Genomic DNA, 16,525 nt, shown 5'->3' with positions numbered 1-16,525 from the left:
ATTAGGGCGCTTTGTGCTAAAGGAGAGACTGTGTGCGCATGCGCTGATCAATCAGTCACCTGTCGAGCGCGGACAACAAAAAAACCGCCCTAAGGCGGTTTTGATGTTTTTGCTGACAGCGCACCCGTTACAAACGGCAGATGACCGAAGTCATCCGTGCTTGAGGGAGGCTGGTATTAAGCAGCCAGAGCCAGGGTCTTGACCTTGGCGGACAGGCGGCTCTTATCGCGAGCTGCCTTGTTCTTGTGGAAGATGCCCTTGTCAGCGATCGCGTCGATCACGGACTGAGCCTTGGCAAACAGTTCAGCTGCCTTGGTCTTGTCGCCGGCCACAACAGCCTTCTCGACATTCTTGACAGCAGTACGGTACTTGGAACGCAGCGAAGTGTTCGCAGCGTTCAGCTTGACGTTCTGGCGGGCGCGCTTGCGGCCAGAAGCCAGGCGGGGGTTCTTTTTGGCTTTAGTTGCCATGATTTATTTCCTTGTGTGTCTGAGGATGATGTCAGCAAAACCGTGGATTGTATCACCCCCTGTGCGGCTTTGCCGCTTCCCCCTTTAAGGGGGACGACATCCTCGCGGCGGGGCGGCCCTTGCTCGATGTCTCTGTGTTGGGCCGTGTCTGGTTTGAGATCGCTGGATTGCTACAGAGTGAAAAGCGCCGCAAATCAGTCTGCAGCGCTTGGCATGAACGCATACACTTCGCTGCGTGTCACTGTTCAAAGCCGCCTCCACCGTATCTCTTCTGACGCTGGCCTCCCGTATTTCGGGGCTGGTACGCGATCTGCTCATGGCCTCCATGTTCGGCGCCAATGCGCTGACCGATGCCTTCAACGTCGCCTTCAGAATTCCCAACCTCTTTCGCCGTCTGTTCGCCGAGGGCGCTTTCAGTCAGGCCTTTGTGCCGGTGCTGGCAGCGAGCAAGACCCGGGATGGCGAGGAGGCCACACGCCACTTGATCAGTCATGTTGCAACCCTGCTGTTCTGGGCGCTGCTGGTGGTCTGCGTGCTGGGCGTGATCGGCGCTCCGCTGCTGGTCTGGTTGCTGGCCAGCGGCATGCGCCAGTCGCCCGACGGCTATCACGCCGCCGTGGTGATGACGCGCTGGATGTTCCCCTATATCGGCTTCATGTCGCTGGTGGCGTTGTCGGCAGGCATTCTCAATACCTGGAAGAAGTTCGCGGTATCGGCCGCCACGCCCGTTCTGCTCAATCTCAGCATGATCGTGGCGGCTCTGCTGGGTGCCCCCTGGTTCGAGAAGCAGGGCATAGAGCCCATCTACGCCATGGCCGGCGGCGTGATGCTGGGCGGCGTGCTGCAGCTGGCGGTGCAGATTCCTGCGCTGCGCTCCATGGGGCTGATGCCCCGGATCGGCTTTTCGTCTGCGGCCATTCGCGCAGCCTGGGACGAGGCAGGCGTGCGCCGTATCCTGGCGCTGATGGGGCCGGCGCTGCTGGGGGTTGGCGTGGCCCAGGTTTCATTGATGATCAACACCCAGATCGCTTCCTATATGGCGCCCGGCAGCGTGACCTGGCTGTTCTATGCCGACCGTCTGATGGAGTTTCCCACGTCCCTGCTGGGCGTGGCCCTGGGCGTGGTGCTGACGCCGCAGCTGGCGTCCGCCAGGGCGGCCGGTGACGGCGAGCGCTATTCCAATATGCTGGACTGGGGGCTGCGCCTAGTGGTGTTGCTGGCCGTGCCCTGCGCCGTGGGCCTGCTGACCTTCGCCACGCCGCTGGTGGCCACGCTGTTCCATCGTGGTGCTTTGCACGACAGCGATGTGGGACAGATCGCCCTGGCGCTGATGGGCTACGGCGCCGGCCTGCTTGGCCTGGTGGCCATCAAGGTGCTGGCGCCCGGCTATTACGCCAGCCAGGATATCCGCACACCCGTGAAGATCGCGATCGTGGTGCTGGTCATCACGCAGTTGCTCAATCTGGTGCTGGTGCCCTGGCTCAAGCACACGGGACTGGCCCTGTCCATCGGCCTGGCTGCGCTGGTCAATGCAACCTGGTTGCTCATCGGCCTGCTGTGTCGCGGCACCTACAAGCCCGGGCCGGGCTGGCTGAAGTTCATCCTGCAGGTGATCGCTGCCAGTGCCTTGCTGGCGGTGCTGCTGCTCTGGGGCAGTCAACACTTCGACTGGGTGGGCCTGCGCAGCAATGGCCTGCTGCGTGCAGCGCTGCTGGCCGCCATGATGGCCGGCGCCGCCGTGCTCTACTTCGGCGCGCTGAGGTTGTCAGGCCTGAATCTGCGTCAGTTGCTGCGCCGCTAGAGCTCGCGCTGCTATTGGAAAAGTGAGCGGCCAGTGCAGTTTTTACAGGCGTATCAAGGGCATTCCGCTTGCGTGGCCTGCCAAGGCGGCTTACAAACCGGTTTATGAGCTGGACGATTGACGAGTACCCCACGGCCCTGCAGTATTTTGCGTCCCTGGTGCAGAGCGATGATAACTTTGCCCTGATGGAAGCGGCCATCAGCATTGCCCAAGATGCCGAGCCTGATCTTGACCTGCAGGCCGTGCAGGCCGACCTGGACAGGCTGCAGGTGCGTCTGGTGCAGCGTCTGGCTGGTGAGGAAGACGGCCTGCACAAGCTCAGTGCGCTCAACAAGTTCTTCTATGGCGAGCTGGGCTTTGCTGGCAATCTCAACAACTACTACGACCCCGCCAACAGTTATATCCACCATGTGCTGCAGACGCGGCGCGGCATTCCCATCAGCGTGGCGCTGATCTGGCTGGAACTGGCGGCCAGCATCGGTCTGACGGTGGAGGGCATAGGCTTTCCGGGGCATTTCCTGGTCAAGGCCATGCTGCCGCAGGGCCAGGTGGTGCAGGACCCGCTGACGGGCGATTCCTATTCTGCAAGCGCGTTGGCGGAGCGCCTGCAGCCGTTTCTCGATCAGGCAGGCATAACGCCTGACGATGCGCCGCCGCTGGGGCTGTATCTGCAGGCAGCCCATCCGCGTGATGTCGTGGCGCGCATGCTGCGCAATCTGCAGGAGATTCATCAGGTCCAGAAGGACTGGCCCATGCTGGTGGCCGTGCTCAATCGCCTGATTTTGCTGCAGCCCGGTCGCGAAGAGCTGTACCGGGACCGAGGCATGGCCTATGCCCAATGGGGGGTGGTTGAAAGAGCGCTATCGGATCTGGAGCGCTATGCGCCCGCTGCGCAAGGGCAGGAGGTCGATTACATCGTCAAGACCATCGCCCGGCTGCGCCGCACGGGCTGAAAGCTGCTGGCCTACACCAGCTGTGCGGCTTCCAGCTCTTTCTTGAGATAGGCATAGAACAGCGGCGCAGCCACCAGACCGGCGGGGCCGAAGACGGACTCGGCCACGAACATCACGGCCAGCAGCTCCCATACGCCCATGTGCGTGCGTGTACCCACGACCTTGGCGTTGATCACGTATTCGGCCTTGTGGATCAGGATCAGGAAGCCCAGGCAGGCCGCGGCGGCCACGGGCGAGACCGACAGGCCGACCAGTGTCAGCACGGCATTGCACAGCAGGTTGCCAACAATGGGGATCAGTCCGGCGATGAATGTCAGCGTGATCAGCGCGGGGGTGTAGGGCAGCTGCAGCTTCCAGATCGGCAGTATTGCCAGCAGGAAGATGGAAGTCAGCAAGGTGTTGAAGGCAGCAATCCAGAACTGGGCGGCCACGATCTGCTTGAAGGCCAGGGCAAAGTGTCCGATGCGCTGCTGCAGGGCCTGCACCAGCGGCGGGTGGCGCGTGGCGATGGGGCGTACGGCGGCCAGAGCGCCGATGATCAGGCCCACATAGGCATAGAGCAGGCCGGTAAGCCAGGCGCGGCCTGCAGTGGCCAGCACGCCGGCCTTGGCGGCCAGATAGCCGGCCAGCTTGCTTTGAATTTCCTGGGCGCCGTCAGGCAGCTGATCGGCAATGTCCGAGGGCAGTTTCTCTCGCAACTCCAGCACCGTGGCCGCCAGGTAGTCCAGCAGTTCCTTGTACTGGGCGGGTGCTTCGGTGATATAGGTGCGGGTCTGGGAGAGGGCACCGCTGAGCAGGGCCAGGGGCGCCAGAATCACGACGGTGGTCGCCACCACCTGGGCCCAGTGCGGAAGCTGATTGCGGGCAAAGGCGCGAGGGTTGAGCCGGGACAGCAGGCGAGACAGGGCGCGGGTCAGCATGAAACCCACGCACACACACAGCAGTCCGGGAAGAATGCCCTGATGCATGACGAGCAGCAGCGCTGCTCCCATCAATATGTAACTGGCCAATATGACCTTGGGTGAGGCACCCGGTTGCGTAGTGATGGGGGCGGGCAAATGCTGCGTCATTCAGGCTCGGGGTAGAGGGGCTGTGATGAAGACCTGCTTAGCGCACTTCAACGGGCTTGCCGGAGCCGATGTCCGTGATGGCGCCGATGTTGTAGACCTTCTCGCCCAGCTCGGCCAGTGTGGCTGCCGTGGCTTCGGCGTCTTCGGCCGCCACCACCACCACCATGCCGATACCGTTGTTGAACGTACGGTTCATTTCGATATCGTCAATGCCGGCAGTCTTTTGCAGCCAGGCGAACAGCTCGGTCTGGGGCCAGCTGCCGGCCTTCAGATGGGCCGCCGTGCCTTCGGGCAGCACGCGGGGGATGTTTTCCAGCAGGCCGCCACCGGTGATGTGGGCCAGGGCCTTGATGGGGTGCTTGTCCAGTGCGGCCAGCACGTTCTTCACGTAAAGGCGCGTGGGCTCCATGATGGCGGCCTTGAAGGGCTTGCCGTCCAGGGTATCGGGCAGGCTGCCCTGGGCTTCGGCGCGCTCGATGCACTTGCGCACCAGAGAGAAGCCGTTGGAGTGCACGCCGTGGGAGGCCAGGCCCAGCACCACGTCGCCGGGCTTGACGTTCTGACCGCTGAGGATCTTGGACTTCTCGACCGCGCCGACGGCAAAGCCGGCCAGATCGTATTCGCCATCGGGGTACATGCCGGGCATCTCGGCGGTTTCACCACCGATCAGCGCGCAGCCGGACAGCTCGCAGCCCTTGGCAATGCCGCCCACCACGGCAGCGGCCGTGTCCACATGCAGCTTGCCGCAGGCGAAGTAGTCGAGGAAGAACAGAGGCTCGGCACCTTGCACCAGCACATCGTTCACGCTCATGGCCACCAGGTCGATGCCCACGGTGTCGTGCATATTCCACTCGAATGCCAGCTTGAGCTTGGTGCCCACGCCGTCGGTGCCGGACACCAGCACGGGTTCCTTGTAGCGCTTGGGCACCTCGAACAGGGCGCCGAAGCCGCCGATGCCGGCCATCACGCCTTCGCGCATGGTTTTCTTGGCCAGGGGCTTGATGCGTTCGACCAGGGCGTCGCCTGCGTCGATGTCAACACCGGCGTCTTTGTAGGAAATGGGAGTAGAGGAGGGTGCGGAAGAGCTCATCGATGGATCCGGTGCGGGGGCGCCCTGCTGGGCGGAAACCCCGGGATTCTACGGCGCTTGCCCGTGCAGCGGGGGCGGCTGGACATGCGTCAAAGGGTTTTGCTGGAGCATTCATGGTCTGACTACAACAACGGCAGTAGGCAAAATCAGCCCGAACCCGCTCGGGGCTGCGAGTGCAGACTAAAATTGGTGTCTTTGTTACCGAGTGATCACGCTAGGGCATATTGCAGGGCCTGATCTAAATGCGCGTCCGGGCCTTTGTATCTTCCACCATTGATGCTGATGAATCTCCTGCCAGATTTCGCCGCATGGGCTGTTGAATGCCCAAGAAAGGGGGCGCTGCGCGTATGTCGCAGATGAAGCAGCTGGCTCTGGATATCAGCATGGCGCCCGGCCCGACGCTTGCGCGTTTCTTCGTCGGCCCGAATGCTGCGCTGATCGATCATCTGCGTCACTGGGTGGGCGATGGTCAGCTGCAGCAGTCGCGCACGCCTGTGCCCACCTATCTCTGGGGAGAGGCGGGGTCCGGCAAGAGTCATTTGCTCAAGGCGGTGCGAGAAGCTTTGCGCGAGCAAGGCGCGATGGTGGGCTGGATGGATGCATCCACGCCGTTCCCGCCCGAGTTCGACGAGCGCTGGGCCGCCGTGCTCATGGACGATGTGGATATCTACACACCGTTCCAGCAGGCGCGTGCCTTCAACTGGTTTGTGAATGCCACCAGCCCAGCTACCGGCCTGCCGCGCTGGGTGCTGGCTGCGGGCCAGTTGCCGGTGGCCGATCTCAAGATGCGTGAGGACCTGCGCACCCGTCTTGGCTGGGGTCATGTCTATCAGTTGCATCTGCTCGACGAATCGGCACGGCGTGCCGTGCTGCGTCAGGAAGCCGATGCCCGTGGCGTGTTTCTGAGCGACGAAGTGATGGATTACATGCTCAGACGCTTTTCTCGCGATCTGGGCTCGCTGATGCAGCTGCTGGACATGCTGGACGGTTTTGCCTTGCGCAACAAGCGCGCCATCACCATCCCGCTGCTCAAGACCATGCTGGAAACCGAGTGAGGCCTCCAGCCACGCTCCCCGCTTTGGCCATGCCACAGCACTTTTTGTTGGATTTGAATGTCGACTTCTGAATTGGCTATCAAGCCCAGGCTGGCCCTGTTTGACCTGGACCATACGCTGCTGCCGCTGGACTCCGACCATGGCTGGGGCGAGTTCTCCATCGCCATCGGCTGGTGTAACCGCGAGGAGTTCGGGCGCCAGAACGATGCCTTTTTCGACGACTATCTGGCCGGCCGTCTCAACATCCCCGACTATGTGCGCTTTGCCACGGCTGCCGTGGTTCAGCGCGGTGAGGCTGCGGCCACGGCTGCGCACCAGCGTTTCATGGACGAAGTGATTCGTCCCGCCATGAAGCCCGCCGCCCTGGCATTGGTGCAGCAGCACCTGGATGCGGGCGATACCGTGGTCATCACCTCGGCCACCAACGAGTTTGTGACGCGCCCCATCGCCCAGGCCTTCGGCGTGCAGCATCTGCTGGCGACCGAGCTGGTGCGTGATGGCAGCGGCTGGTTCACCGGCGAGATCGCCGGCACTCCCAATATGCGCGAGGGCAAGGTCGTGCGCATGACCGAATGGCTGACCCAGCGCGGCCTGCGCTGGGAGGACGTCGAGGCGACCTTCTACAGCGACTCCATGAACGATGTGCCGCTGCTTGAAAAAGTGGATCACCCGGTGGCCACCAACCCTGATGCGCGCTTGCGTGCCCTGGCCGAGGAACGCGGCTGGCGCATCGTGGACCTATTTAGCGAAGCACCATGATCAAGACCATTATTGACAAGCTGCTGGGCAAGGCGCCCGCAGCCCCCCGCTCGCGCAAGCCCAAGTTCGGCAAGCGTGAGGAAGTGCCGGTTCAGGTGCATGGCATAGACCCGAATCTGGTGGACCGTCGCGCCATCGACGTGGTGCAGACGCTCAAGCGCTCGGGCCACGAGGCCTATATCGTCGGCGGCGCCGTGCGCGACCTGCTGCTTGGCCTGCGCCCCAAGGACTTCGACGTGGCCACCGATGCCACGCCCGAACAGGTCAAGAACCTGTTTCGCCGCGCCTTCATCATCGGCAAGCGTTTTCGGATCGTGCACGTGGTCTATGGCCGTGGCCGGGAAAACGAAGTCATCGAGGTCTCCACCTTCCGGGCCTTCCTGGACAACAGTGCGGCCGAGCAGGTCAGCGGCAATGAACGTACCAGCAAGAATCAGCTCGCAGGGCTGAAACATGCCGTGGATGCCAGCGGCCGCGTTCTGCGCGACAACGTCTGGGGCCCGCAGGACCAGGACGCCACGCGCCGCGACTTCACCATCAACGCCATGTACTACGACCCCGAGACACAGATCGTGGTTGACTATCACGGCGGCATTGCGGACGCCAAGAAGAAGGTGCTGCGCATGATCGGCGATCCGGCCACGCGCTACCGCGAAGACCCGGTGCGCATCATTCGTGCCGTGCGCTTTGCCGCCAAGCTCAGCAGCAAGGGCTTCAAGCTCGAAGCCAAGACCGCCAAGCCTCTGGTCGAGTGCGAGCCGCTGCTGCAGGAAGTGCCGCAAAGCCGATTGTTCGACGAAATGCTCAAGCTGCTGCAGACCGGTCACGCGCTGGCTTCGGTGGCACAGCTCAAGGAATTGGGCCTGTCGCGCGGCATCTATCCACTGCTGGACGTTGTCATGGAGCGCGCCGACCATCCCTTCGTGCAGGCCGCACTGATGGATACCGACCGCCGCGTGGCCGAAGGCAAGCCGGTTGCGCCCAGCTTCTTGCTGGCCTGCGTGCTGTGGCAGGACGTCAAGCAGGGCTGGGAAAAGCGTCTGGCCAAGAGCTATCACCCTTTCCCTGCACTGCAGGAGTCGATCGACGAGGTGTTTGATCAGCGTATCGGCGATGTCTCGGGCCGGGGCAAGCTGGCCGCCGATATGCGCGAGATCTGGGTCATGCAGCCACGCTTTGACAAGCGCACCGGAGCCACTCCGCACTCCATGGTGGCGCAGCCGCGCTTTCGGGCCGGTTTTGACTTCATGCGCCTGCGTGCCGATATTGGCGAGGTCGAGGAAAGCCTGGCCAGCTGGTGGCAGGAATTCCAGCAGGCCGACGATGCCCAGCGCGATGACCTGATTGCCCAGGCCCGCGACGAGCAGCGCGCCCGCCAGCGTGCCCAGCAGCAAACGACTCCCAAGGTGCATCGCGTGGCGAAGAAAAAAGCCGAAGGCGACCAGGACAGTCCGCTGGATCAGGTCGCCGGGGAAGGTGATGCAGCAGCTCCCAAAAAGCGTCGCCGCCGTCGCCGCAAACCATCCGCCGGTGCTGCTCCTGCAGCCGGTGGTGATGAGTAAACCGGCGGCGTTGGCGGCAGACACGGTTGCCGTCGGTCTCGGGGCCAACCTGGGCGATGCGCGCCAGACCCTGTCCTGGGCCGTGGCGGCGATGGCCGGGCTGGCCCGGACCGAGCTGCTGGCCGTGTCCTCGCTCTACAGCAGCAAACCCATTGATTCTTCCGGGCCTGACTACCTGAATGCGGTGGCGCTGCTGCGCACCGAACAGGAGCCGATGGATCTGCTGCACGCGCTGCAGGCGATCGAGCTGCAGGCCGGACGCGAGCGGCCCTACCGCAATGCGCCGCGCACGCTGGATCTGGATATCGAGCTATGGGGCAACCGGCAGTCGCAGGCTCCCGAGCTGATTCTTCCCCACCCGCGCATGTGGCAGCGCGCCTTTGTGCTGCTGCCGCTGGCCGAAATTGCGCCTGGCTGCGTGAGCGCGGAACAACTGCAGGCCGTGGCAGATCAGGGCATAGAACGCAGCCTGGTTCAGGGCTGGTGGATAGAGCAGTCAGCGTAGTTCAGATTTGATAGCTTCTTGCGCTTGCCTGGCAAGCGATTGAGGCTGAAACTACCTAAAAAAGCCCCGGAGCCGTCAGGCTACCGGGGCTTTTTTTATCAGTGCCAGGGCCCGCGTCAGTCGACCTTGGCGCCGGAGGCCTTGACGATGGGCTGGTACTTGGCGCGCTCGGCGGCCATGAACTTGTCGAATTCTGCAGGCGTGGAGCCCACGGGTTCGGCCATCAGGGCGTTGAAGCGGGTCTTGGTTTCCGGTGCATGCAGGGCATCATTGAAGGCCTTGCTCAGCTTGTCCAGCACCGGCTTGGGGGTGCCGGCCGGGGCAACCAGTCCCCACCAGGTGTCGATGGCAAAACCGGGGTAGGTCTTGGACAGAGCGGGCACGCCGGGCAGCAGCGGCGAGGCGTTGAGCGAAGTCACCGCGAGGGCCACCAGCTTGCCGCTCTTGATATTGGGAGCGGCTGCAGCCAGGTTGTCGATATTGAAATCCACCTCGCCAGACAGCAGGGCCAGCTGGGCGGGGTTGGCGCCACGGTAGGGTACGTGCAGGGCGAAGATGCCCGCCTTTTGCTTGAGCATCTCGCCGGCCAGATGGCCTGCGGAGCCATTGCCGCCGCTGCCATAGTTGAGCTTGCCGGGATGGCCCTTGGCATAGGCGATCAGATCGGCCACGCTATGGATCTTGAGCTGCTCTGCCTTGGCGGCATTCATCACCAGCACATTGGGCACGCGCACCATCTGGGTGATGCCGGCAAAGTCCTTGCCCGCGTCATAGGGCATCTTGGTATAGAGCCAGGGGTTGACGGCATGGGTGGCCGTTGCTGCCAGGCCTATGGTCAGGCCGTCGGGCTGTGCCTTGGCAATGGCGTCGGCGCCGATATTGCCGCCGGCACCGGCCTTGTTGTCGATGATGACGACGCCCAGGGAATCGCGCACCCGCTCTGCCAGTGCGCGCGAGGTGATGTCCAGCGGACCACCGGGCGCATAGGGCACGATCAGACGGATGGGTTCTTGGGCCTGAGAGAGAGGAGAGGCCAAGGCAGCAACGGCCGCCATGACCGAGAGAAGGCTGTTTCTACGGTTCATAGAGCTCTATTGTGCAAAAAATTGCATCGACTCCGGAACTGGCGGTTACTTGTGCAAGAAAATTGCGCGTAAACCCTGATGCGTCATGGAATGCATCGGGGTTTGCGAAAAACAGCGCTCTTATTTGTCCGCTTCGGAGGTGAAGGCGTCGGCGTAGAACTCTTCGGCAGGCAGGGCGCGTTCGCTGGTATAAGCGGCGCGAGCCGAATCCACGACGATGGGAGCACCGCAGGCATAGACTTGGTAGTCGGACAGGTCGGCAAAGTCGTCCAGCACGGCCTGATGGACAAAGCCGGTGCGGCCTGTCCAGGCATCCTCAGGCAGGGCGTCGGAGATCACGGGGACATACCTGAACTGGGGCATGGCGGCCGTGTGCTCGGCAATCCAGCTGGCGTCATACAGATCGGAAGGGCGGCGGCCGCCCCAGTAAAGAGCGACGGGGCGGTTGATGCCCTTGTGGCGCATATGCTCGATCAGTGCCTTGATAGGGGCAAAGCCCGTGCCCGAGGCCAGCAGGATGATGGGCTTGTCCGAGTCTTCCCGCAGGAAGAAGCTGCCGAACGGGCCCTCCACACGCAGGATTTCCTTTTCCTTCATACCGCCGAAGACATGGTCGGTGAACTTGCCGCCCTGCATGTGACGGATATGCAACTCGATGCCGGGCGCCGTTTCCTGCACATGAGGCGCGGTGGCCATGGAATAGGCTCGGCGGGCGCCGTCGCGCAGTATGAACTCCACATACTGGCCGGCGTGGTACTGGAACTTCTCGCTGGCCGGCAATTGCAGGCGCACCTGCATCACGTCATGCGACTTCTTTTCGAGCGCAGCCACGCGTACGGGCATCTTCTTGATGGGGAAGGAGCTGGCATCCGTGACCTGGCGCGACTCCAGCACCACATCGCTGTGGGGTGTGGCGCAGCAGGTCAGCACATAGCCGCTGGCTTCCTCCTCGGCGCTCAAAGCCTTGTCCGAGTGCGTGCCGTGGCTGACTTCGCCACTGAGCTTTTTGCACTTGCAGGAACCGCAGGCACCGTCCTTGCAGCCGTAGGGCAGGCCGACGCCGGTACGAATCGCCGCAGCCAGAATGGTTTCAGCGCCCTGAGTGGCAAAAGCACGTCCGCTGGGCTGGACGGTAATTTCAAACGAAGCGTGGGCAATCTCGGTCATGACGTTTTGGTTATCCTTGAAGGCGTATCCGGCAGCCTTTTTTGTCGGCACTGCTGCTGTCGCAGCAACGCCAGTGGCTCCTTAGAACTTGTACGCACCAGGTCCCGATTTTGCCCTCAAACCAAAGCCCATTGGGCGCGCTGCCAGCGCGCTTTCGTCGTGAACGTCTATTGATCGTCGGTCACGGCGATGTGGGTCAGCGCGTGTCCCGATTGCTGCTCACTTCGGGCCGCGACAGGCAGGCAGTCCAGGTGCTGGCCTTGAGCCGCAATCCGGAGCGGGCTGGTTTGCTGCATGCCCAGGCCGTGAGGCCTTTGTGGGGGGATCTGGATGATCCGGCCAGTCTGCGCAGACTGGCAGGTATCGCGACGCGTGTGCTGCACCTGGCGCCGCCTCCGGCACCGGCTGCCGGGGACGAACGCTGGTGGCTGGACACCCGTACCACGGCGCTGCTACGGGCACTGCGCCTGCGCAGCCTGCCGCGCAGCCTGGTCTATGCATCGACCTCGGGCGTTTATGGCGATTGCCAGGGGCAGTGGGTGAGCGAAACCCGGTCTGTCGCGCCGACGACTGCCAGAGCTCAGCGTCGCGTGAATGCCGAACTTGCGGTGCGCTTTGCAGGGCGCTCGGGTCTGCGGGCCAGCCTGTTGCGCATTCCCGGCATCTATGCCCCAGATCGGGAGGGCGGTACGCCCCGCACGCGTCTGCAGCGTGGCACCGCCGTGCTGCAGCCGGAAGACGATGTCTATACCAACCACATTCATGCCGATGACCTGGCGCGTGCCTGCCTGCTTGCGCTGTGGCGCGGCAAGGCGCAGCGCATCTATCACGCCAGCGACGACACGCAGTTGAAGATGGGGGATTACTTCGATCTGGCGGCCGATCTCTACGGCTTGGCCAGGCCGCCGCGCATTTCACGCGAGCAGGCGCAGACCGAACTGCCCGCAAGTCTGCTGAGCTTCATGAGCGAGTCGCGGCGGCTGTCGAATCGGCGGCTCAAGCGTGAGTTGAGGCTCAGGCTGCGCTATCCCACGGTGACCGAGGGCCTGCAAAGCTAGGCAGGGCCAAGAGCACGACTGTCCAGAATTGGCGCGGCCAGGCATTGGGCGGCAAGCAAGCACCGCCGCGCAGCGAAGCTGTCGCTCCCTGGGGAAGGCGCACGGCGCCTCAGGGGGGATTACGGTATCGGATGAACGCCGCCGCGGTTGTCATAGCAGCGGAAGACATTGCAGTTGACGATCTTGGCGGGTGGCTGCGATGGCGTGGGACGTGCCGGCGGGTAGCGGTTGGGATGGCCATAGCCCCACTGCGGGCGGTTGATGGCATTGGGCTGCAGCGCCCGGCTTTGCTGCAGCTGCTGGTAGGCGGCTGCGCCCAGGCAGCTCATCTCCATCTGGGCCTGGGCCGCCTGACTGCGCTCTCCCCAGGTGGCCGGGTCGGGGCTGGCTTCGGCCAGTATAGCGTTGTAGCGCTCGCGGGCCTGGCGGCAGGCTGCCGTGTTTTCCAGATTGGCACCGGCCCGGACCTGGGCTCTCTCGGCGGCTTCGCGCTCCTTGCGCTCCTGCTCTTCGCGCTGACGGCGCTGGGCATCGTCGTGCGCCATCTGGGCCTTGCTGCGCTCCCGCGCCTGGCTGGCATTGGCACGCTCGGACGCAATTTCCTCGGCGCTTTGCGCCGCCTGAATCTGTGTGCTCATTTCGCCCGAGATGCAGCGGCCGTTGGTATAGGTCACCTCGCCGGTCTTGGCGTCGACACAGCGCATGACTTGAGCCTGGGCGTTGGGCATCGTTCCTAGCAGAGCAGCCAAGACGAATCCAATTCCTATTATGGCGAAGCGAGCATGGGAATAACTGAGACCGAGGCTGTCGCCAGATAGCTGTGACATATAAGACTCCTCACTTGATACCAAGAAAGAGGTAGAGATCAGTTACAGGAGATTACAGGCAACTGATTGCTCTTGGCCATCACTGCTATGGAATTGTTTTGATCCAGTATTTGCTTAATCCCCATCCGCCTGTTTATGGGGAGATACATACCATTGTCGCTTCCATTCTTGGTTCGGGAGGGATTGACCCCGGTCACGCGGTCGATTTTGCTGCTGCTCGCGCTCCTGCTGGCGTCGCATCTGGTCCTGATCGCGGCGATTCTGGGACTGCTGACGATCCCATTCACGGCGCTGCTGGTCCCGGTCGCGCTGTTGCTGAGCGCGGTCGCGTTCCATCTGACGCTGCCATTGCTCGCGATCGCGCATGTTCTGGGCGCGATCGCGTTCCAGCTCGCGCTGGCGCTCCCATTGACGGCGTTCACGTTCGCGCCATGCCCAGTCATTGCGGTCCTGGCCCTGGTACACCGGGTAGGCGGGATAGGCCGGATAAGCAGGCTGGGTGCTATAGATGGTGGTGGAGCCATAGCTGCCACCGTAGCCGCCGCCGTAGCCGGAGTCGTACTCGCCAGGAACTGCGCAGGCCGTGCACAGCACCGCCAAGGCCCCCATGCTGGCCCAGCGTGTGGAGGTGGACATCATTGCCTGCGGGGATGACTTCATGGCGGCTCGGTTGGAGGTGTGGATGGAAACAAGGCTTTGTGCTCTCAACGTCCGGCGGCAGTTGTAGGTTGACCGCATGGGGTTGTCTGCTCATCAAACTAGAGCTGCTTGCGCTTGATGGGTGGTCGTTTGAGGTGTATTTGCCTTGATTTTTCAAAATGACACCAGAGTGACCCTTTTGCCAAACACGCAGCCAAAGCCTCGCTAGAATGACTTCGTCTTGCGGTGAATCCAGGTTCACTGCAAAGCAGCGTTCTCAGGGCGGGGTGCAATTCCCCACCGGCGGTATCTGCAGCAATGCCTTGCATTGATTGCAGCAGCCCGCGAGCGCCTGCAGTCTCGCCAGGGCCTGCAGGGTCAGCAGATCTGGTGAGATGCCAGAGCCGACGGTCATAGTCCGGATGAAAGAGATCGCGCAGCATTCGTCCATGGTGCAGCTGTCGCTGCCGCATGGGCAGGTGTTCTTGCGCACGCCCTGATTCATTGGAATTTTCTGGAAATACCACCATGAATCAGACCCCCATCTCCATGAACTTTGCCACTCACGCGACTTCCGACGGTACGCCCTGGAAGGCTGTGGCCGGCCGCAGCCGCATTGCCATCATCAGTGCCAGCTGGCATACCGAAGTGGTCTACCAGGCCCGCGATGCCGTCCAGGCCGAGCTCCAGGCACAAGGCGTGCAGGCAGGCAATATCACGCATTTCAGCGTGCCCGGCGCCTTTGAAATCCCGCTGCTGGCCAAGAAGCTGGCACAAAGCGGTCGTTTCGATGCAGTGATCGCCACGGCACTGATCGTCAACGGCGGCATCTATCGCCATGAATTCGTGACCACGGCCGTGATCGACGGGCTGATGCGCGTGCAGATGGACTCCGAAGTGCCCGTGTTCTCCGCCGTGCTGACGCCGCGCGACTTCCACGAACATGGCGATCATGTGGAGTTCTTCCGCCAGCACTTCGTGAAGAAGGGCGTGGAAGTGGCCCATGCCTGCCTGAGCACGCTGGACCAGCATGCCAAGGTGGATGCGTTCCTCCAGGCCAAGGCAGCCTGAGCGGCAATTGTCGATAAAGGAACGCCCCAGTCTGGGGCGTTCTTCTTGGGTCCTGCTGCCATTTCGCGAGCATGGGGCGGCGGCGGCTTTTCCAGCACAGCCCGGCGAGCTTGCCGATCCCTGAAAACACTGATTGTTGTGCCGGTGTAGCACTCCCTGCACCTATGTGATTGCCTCATTGCCAATTGCCCGCCGTGGGGCATAAGGTTGCGTCTTGTCTCAACCGAGTGGAGTGCGCAATGAAGAATTTTGGCAAGTTGTGTATCGCGACAGTCGTAGCAGGTATGGCAGGCGGGGTGATGGCCCAGGAGCAGATCATCAAGATCGGCCACATCGGCCCGACCTCCGGCCCTCAGGCTCACTTCGGCAAGGACGATGAAAACGGCGTGCGCATGGCCATCGAGGACCTGAACGCCAAGGGCATGGAAATCGGCGGCAAGAAGGTCAAGTTCGTGCTGGTGGCCGAAGACGATGTGGCCGACCCCAAGCAGGGCACGGCCGCTTCGCAGAAGCTCTGCGATGACAAGGTCGCGGGTGCCGTGGCCTTTGTGAACTCCGGCGTGGCGATTCCGTCGTCCAAGGTCTTCCAGGACTGCGGCATTCCCATGATCACGGGCGCGGCGACCAACCCCGACCTGACCAAGCCCGGCTGGAACACCACCTATCGCGTGATTGCCAATGACAACGCTCTGGGCGCCGCACTGGCCACCTATGCGGCCAAGAACCTCAAGCTCAAGAACGTGGCCGTGATCGACGACCGCACGGCCTATGGCCAGGGTCTGGCGAATGTGTTCAAGAAGGATGCCGAAAAGCAGGGCATCAAGATCGTTGCCAACGAGTTCACCAACGACAAGGCCACGGACTTCATGGCCATTCTGACCTCCATCAAGGCCAAGAAACCCGATGCCATCTTCTACGGCGGCATGTATGGTCAGGCCGGCCCCATGCTGCGCCAGATGGCCCAGCTGGGCATGAATGACGTCAAGATGTTCGGTGGCGACGGCATTTGCGTGACCGAGCTGGCCAAGGTGGCTGCAGGCGCCAAGCCGCTGGAGAACGTGGTCTGCGCCGACGGCGGTGCCTCGATTGCCAAGATGCCTGGTGGCACGGAGTGGAAGAAGCGCTATGACGCCAAGTACCCGGGCCAGTTCCAGGTCTACAGCCCCTATTTCTATGACGGCACCATGCTGCTGGCCGACGCCATGAAGCGTGCCAACTCCTGGGACCCCAAGGTCTATATCCCCTTCCTGCAGAAGTCCGACTTCTCGGGGGTGACCTCCAAGATCCAGTTCGAGAAGAATGGCGAAATGAAGAACCCCAGCTATACGCTGAGCCGCTATGTGAACGGCAACAAGACGCCTATCGATCTGAAATGATGGTTTGAGTGCGCAGGGCCATGTGGTGTGGCCTGTT

Annotated in this window: 16 protein-coding genes and 1 riboswitch; of the genes, 9 read left to right on the top strand and 7 right to left on the bottom strand. The window is 62.5% G+C overall.

Annotation, left to right across the window (positions count from 1 at the left end; genetic code table 11):
• Positions 1–176 precede the first annotated feature (176 nt).
• Positions 177–470: a 30S ribosomal protein S20 gene (rpsT, locus tag F3J24_RS23780; protein ID WP_003052598.1), complete on the bottom strand. Its 294-nt coding sequence runs from the start codon at positions 468–470 to the stop codon at positions 177–179.
• Positions 471–705: 235 nt separating this feature from the next.
• On the opposite strand from rpsT, the gene murJ reads away from it, so the two are divergent.
• Positions 706–2,271: a murein biosynthesis integral membrane protein MurJ gene (gene murJ, locus F3J24_RS23775; RefSeq protein ID WP_167011214.1), complete on the top strand. Its 1,566-nt coding sequence runs from the start codon at positions 706–708 to the stop codon at positions 2,269–2,271.
• A gap of 104 nt (positions 2,272–2,375) precedes the next feature.
• Positions 2,376–3,224, top strand: a complete 849-nt coding sequence (locus tag F3J24_RS23770) for a SirB1 family protein (RefSeq protein WP_167011212.1) — start codon at positions 2,376–2,378, stop codon at positions 3,222–3,224.
• An 11-nt stretch (positions 3,225–3,235) separates the two neighbouring features.
• Here the strand turns inward: F3J24_RS23770 and F3J24_RS23765 are convergent, their stop codons facing one another.
• Positions 3,236–4,294 (bottom strand): AI-2E family transporter, encoded by a 1,059-nt coding sequence (locus tag F3J24_RS23765; protein ID WP_043006899.1) that lies wholly within the window; start codon positions 4,292–4,294, stop codon positions 3,236–3,238.
• 37 nt (positions 4,295–4,331) lie between these two features.
• Positions 4,332–5,384, bottom strand: a complete 1,053-nt coding sequence (purM, locus tag F3J24_RS23760; RefSeq protein ID WP_167011210.1) for a phosphoribosylformylglycinamidine cyclo-ligase — start codon at positions 5,382–5,384, stop codon at positions 4,332–4,334.
• Positions 5,385–5,740: 356 nt separating this feature from the next.
• Between purM and hda the strand changes: the two genes are divergently transcribed.
• Genes hda through folK form a run of 4 tightly spaced genes read left to right on the top strand, consistent with a single transcriptional unit; the run spans position 5,741 to position 9,265 of the window.
• Entirely contained in the window at positions 5,741–6,439 is a 699-nt protein-coding gene (hda, locus tag F3J24_RS23755; RefSeq protein WP_003070849.1) for a DnaA regulatory inactivator Hda, read from the top strand.
• Positions 6,440–6,496: 57 nt separating this feature from the next.
• Complete coding sequence (locus F3J24_RS23750) at positions 6,497–7,198, top strand: HAD family phosphatase (protein WP_167011208.1); 702 nt, start codon at positions 6,497–6,499, stop codon at positions 7,196–7,198.
• A complete protein-coding gene (pcnB, locus tag F3J24_RS23745; protein WP_167011206.1) occupies positions 7,195–8,760 on the top strand; it encodes a polynucleotide adenylyltransferase PcnB in 1,566 nt (521 codons plus the stop codon). The genes F3J24_RS23750 and pcnB overlap by 4 nt, the downstream gene beginning before the upstream one ends.
• Positions 8,753–9,265 (top strand): 2-amino-4-hydroxy-6-hydroxymethyldihydropteridine diphosphokinase, encoded by a 513-nt coding sequence (gene folK / locus F3J24_RS23740; RefSeq protein WP_167011204.1) that lies wholly within the window; start codon positions 8,753–8,755, stop codon positions 9,263–9,265. The genes pcnB and folK overlap by 8 nt, the downstream gene beginning before the upstream one ends.
• Positions 9,266–9,381: 116 nt before the next feature.
• On the opposite strand, the gene F3J24_RS23735 is transcribed toward folK, so the two are convergent.
• Both F3J24_RS23735 and F3J24_RS23730 read right to left on the bottom strand, forming a co-directional pair.
• Positions 9,382–10,350: a tripartite tricarboxylate transporter substrate binding protein gene (locus F3J24_RS23735; protein ID WP_167011202.1), complete on the bottom strand. Its 969-nt coding sequence runs from the start codon at positions 10,348–10,350 to the stop codon at positions 9,382–9,384.
• Positions 10,351–10,470: 120 nt separating this feature from the next.
• The gene (locus tag F3J24_RS23730) at positions 10,471–11,517 is read right to left on the bottom strand and encodes a CDP-6-deoxy-delta-3,4-glucoseen reductase (protein WP_167011201.1); all 1,047 of its coding nucleotides are present in this window, start codon (positions 11,515–11,517) and stop codon (positions 10,471–10,473) included.
• A gap of 110 nt (positions 11,518–11,627) precedes the next feature.
• Between F3J24_RS23730 and F3J24_RS23725 the strand changes: the two genes are divergently transcribed.
• Entirely contained in the window at positions 11,628–12,575 is a 948-nt protein-coding gene (locus tag F3J24_RS23725; protein WP_167011200.1) for an NAD-dependent epimerase/dehydratase family protein, read from the top strand.
• Positions 12,576–12,694: 119 nt separating this feature from the next.
• Here the strand turns inward: F3J24_RS23725 and F3J24_RS23720 are convergent, their stop codons facing one another.
• Together F3J24_RS23720 and F3J24_RS23715 are read right to left on the bottom strand one after the other, a co-directional pair.
• Positions 12,695–13,402 (bottom strand): DUF4124 domain-containing protein, encoded by a 708-nt coding sequence (locus F3J24_RS23720; RefSeq protein ID WP_167011199.1) that lies wholly within the window; start codon positions 13,400–13,402, stop codon positions 12,695–12,697.
• A 114-nt stretch (positions 13,403–13,516) separates the two neighbouring features.
• Positions 13,517–14,062 (bottom strand): hypothetical protein, encoded by a 546-nt coding sequence (locus F3J24_RS23715; RefSeq protein WP_240154457.1) that lies wholly within the window; start codon positions 14,060–14,062, stop codon positions 13,517–13,519.
• Between the two features lie 248 nt (positions 14,063–14,310).
• Positions 14,311–14,479: riboswitch (FMN riboswitch) on the top strand.
• A 90-nt stretch (positions 14,480–14,569) separates the two neighbouring features.
• Here F3J24_RS23715 and F3J24_RS23710 point away from each other — a divergent pair.
• Positions 14,570–15,112: a 6,7-dimethyl-8-ribityllumazine synthase gene (locus F3J24_RS23710; RefSeq protein WP_167011198.1), complete on the top strand. Its 543-nt coding sequence runs from the start codon at positions 14,570–14,572 to the stop codon at positions 15,110–15,112.
• A gap of 239 nt (positions 15,113–15,351) precedes the next feature.
• Positions 15,352–16,488, top strand: a complete 1,137-nt coding sequence (locus F3J24_RS23705) for a branched-chain amino acid ABC transporter substrate-binding protein (protein ID WP_003052646.1) — start codon at positions 15,352–15,354, stop codon at positions 16,486–16,488.
• The last annotated feature ends 37 nt before the right edge of the window (positions 16,489–16,525 follow it).

Origin of the sequence: Comamonas sp. Tr-654 (assembly GCF_011752915.1) — a bacterium.
Taxonomy (GTDB): Bacteria; Pseudomonadota; Gammaproteobacteria; order Burkholderiales; family Burkholderiaceae_C; genus Comamonas.
The sequence above is the reverse complement of the archived record's forward strand: the minus strand, read 5'-3'. Positions and strand labels throughout refer to the sequence as shown.

Excerpts from the sequence above, each read along its gene's own strand:
- rpsT (WP_003052598.1), bottom strand. The coding sequence starts at position 470 with ATGGCAACTAAAGCCAAAAAGAACCCCCGCCTGGCTTCTGGCCGCAAG.
- F3J24_RS23730 (WP_167011201.1), bottom strand. The coding sequence starts at position 11,517 with ATGACCGAGATTGCCCACGCTTCGTTTGAAATTACCGTCCAGCCCAGC.
- F3J24_RS23770 (WP_167011212.1), top strand. The coding sequence starts at position 2,376 with ATGAGCTGGACGATTGACGAGTACCCCACGGCCCTGCAGTATTTTGCG.
- F3J24_RS23715 (WP_240154457.1), bottom strand. The coding sequence starts at position 14,062 with ATGAAGTCATCCCCGCAGGCAATGATGTCCACCTCCACACGCTGGGCC.
- pcnB (WP_167011206.1), top strand. The coding sequence starts at position 7,195 with ATGATCAAGACCATTATTGACAAGCTGCTGGGCAAGGCGCCCGCAGCC.
- F3J24_RS23720 (WP_167011199.1), bottom strand. The coding sequence starts at position 13,402 with ATGTCACAGCTATCTGGCGACAGCCTCGGTCTCAGTTATTCCCATGCT.
- F3J24_RS23710 (WP_167011198.1), top strand. The coding sequence starts at position 14,570 with ATGAATCAGACCCCCATCTCCATGAACTTTGCCACTCACGCGACTTCC.
- F3J24_RS23735 (WP_167011202.1), bottom strand. The coding sequence starts at position 10,350 with ATGAACCGTAGAAACAGCCTTCTCTCGGTCATGGCGGCCGTTGCTGCC.
- hda (WP_003070849.1), top strand. The coding sequence starts at position 5,741 with ATGAAGCAGCTGGCTCTGGATATCAGCATGGCGCCCGGCCCGACGCTT.
- F3J24_RS23765 (WP_043006899.1), bottom strand. The coding sequence starts at position 4,294 with ATGACGCAGCATTTGCCCGCCCCCATCACTACGCAACCGGGTGCCTCA.
- folK (WP_167011204.1), top strand. The coding sequence starts at position 8,753 with ATGAGTAAACCGGCGGCGTTGGCGGCAGACACGGTTGCCGTCGGTCTC.
- F3J24_RS23705 (WP_003052646.1), top strand. The coding sequence starts at position 15,352 with ATGAAGAATTTTGGCAAGTTGTGTATCGCGACAGTCGTAGCAGGTATG.
- purM (WP_167011210.1), bottom strand. The coding sequence starts at position 5,384 with ATGAGCTCTTCCGCACCCTCCTCTACTCCCATTTCCTACAAAGACGCC.
- F3J24_RS23750 (WP_167011208.1), top strand. The coding sequence starts at position 6,497 with ATGTCGACTTCTGAATTGGCTATCAAGCCCAGGCTGGCCCTGTTTGAC.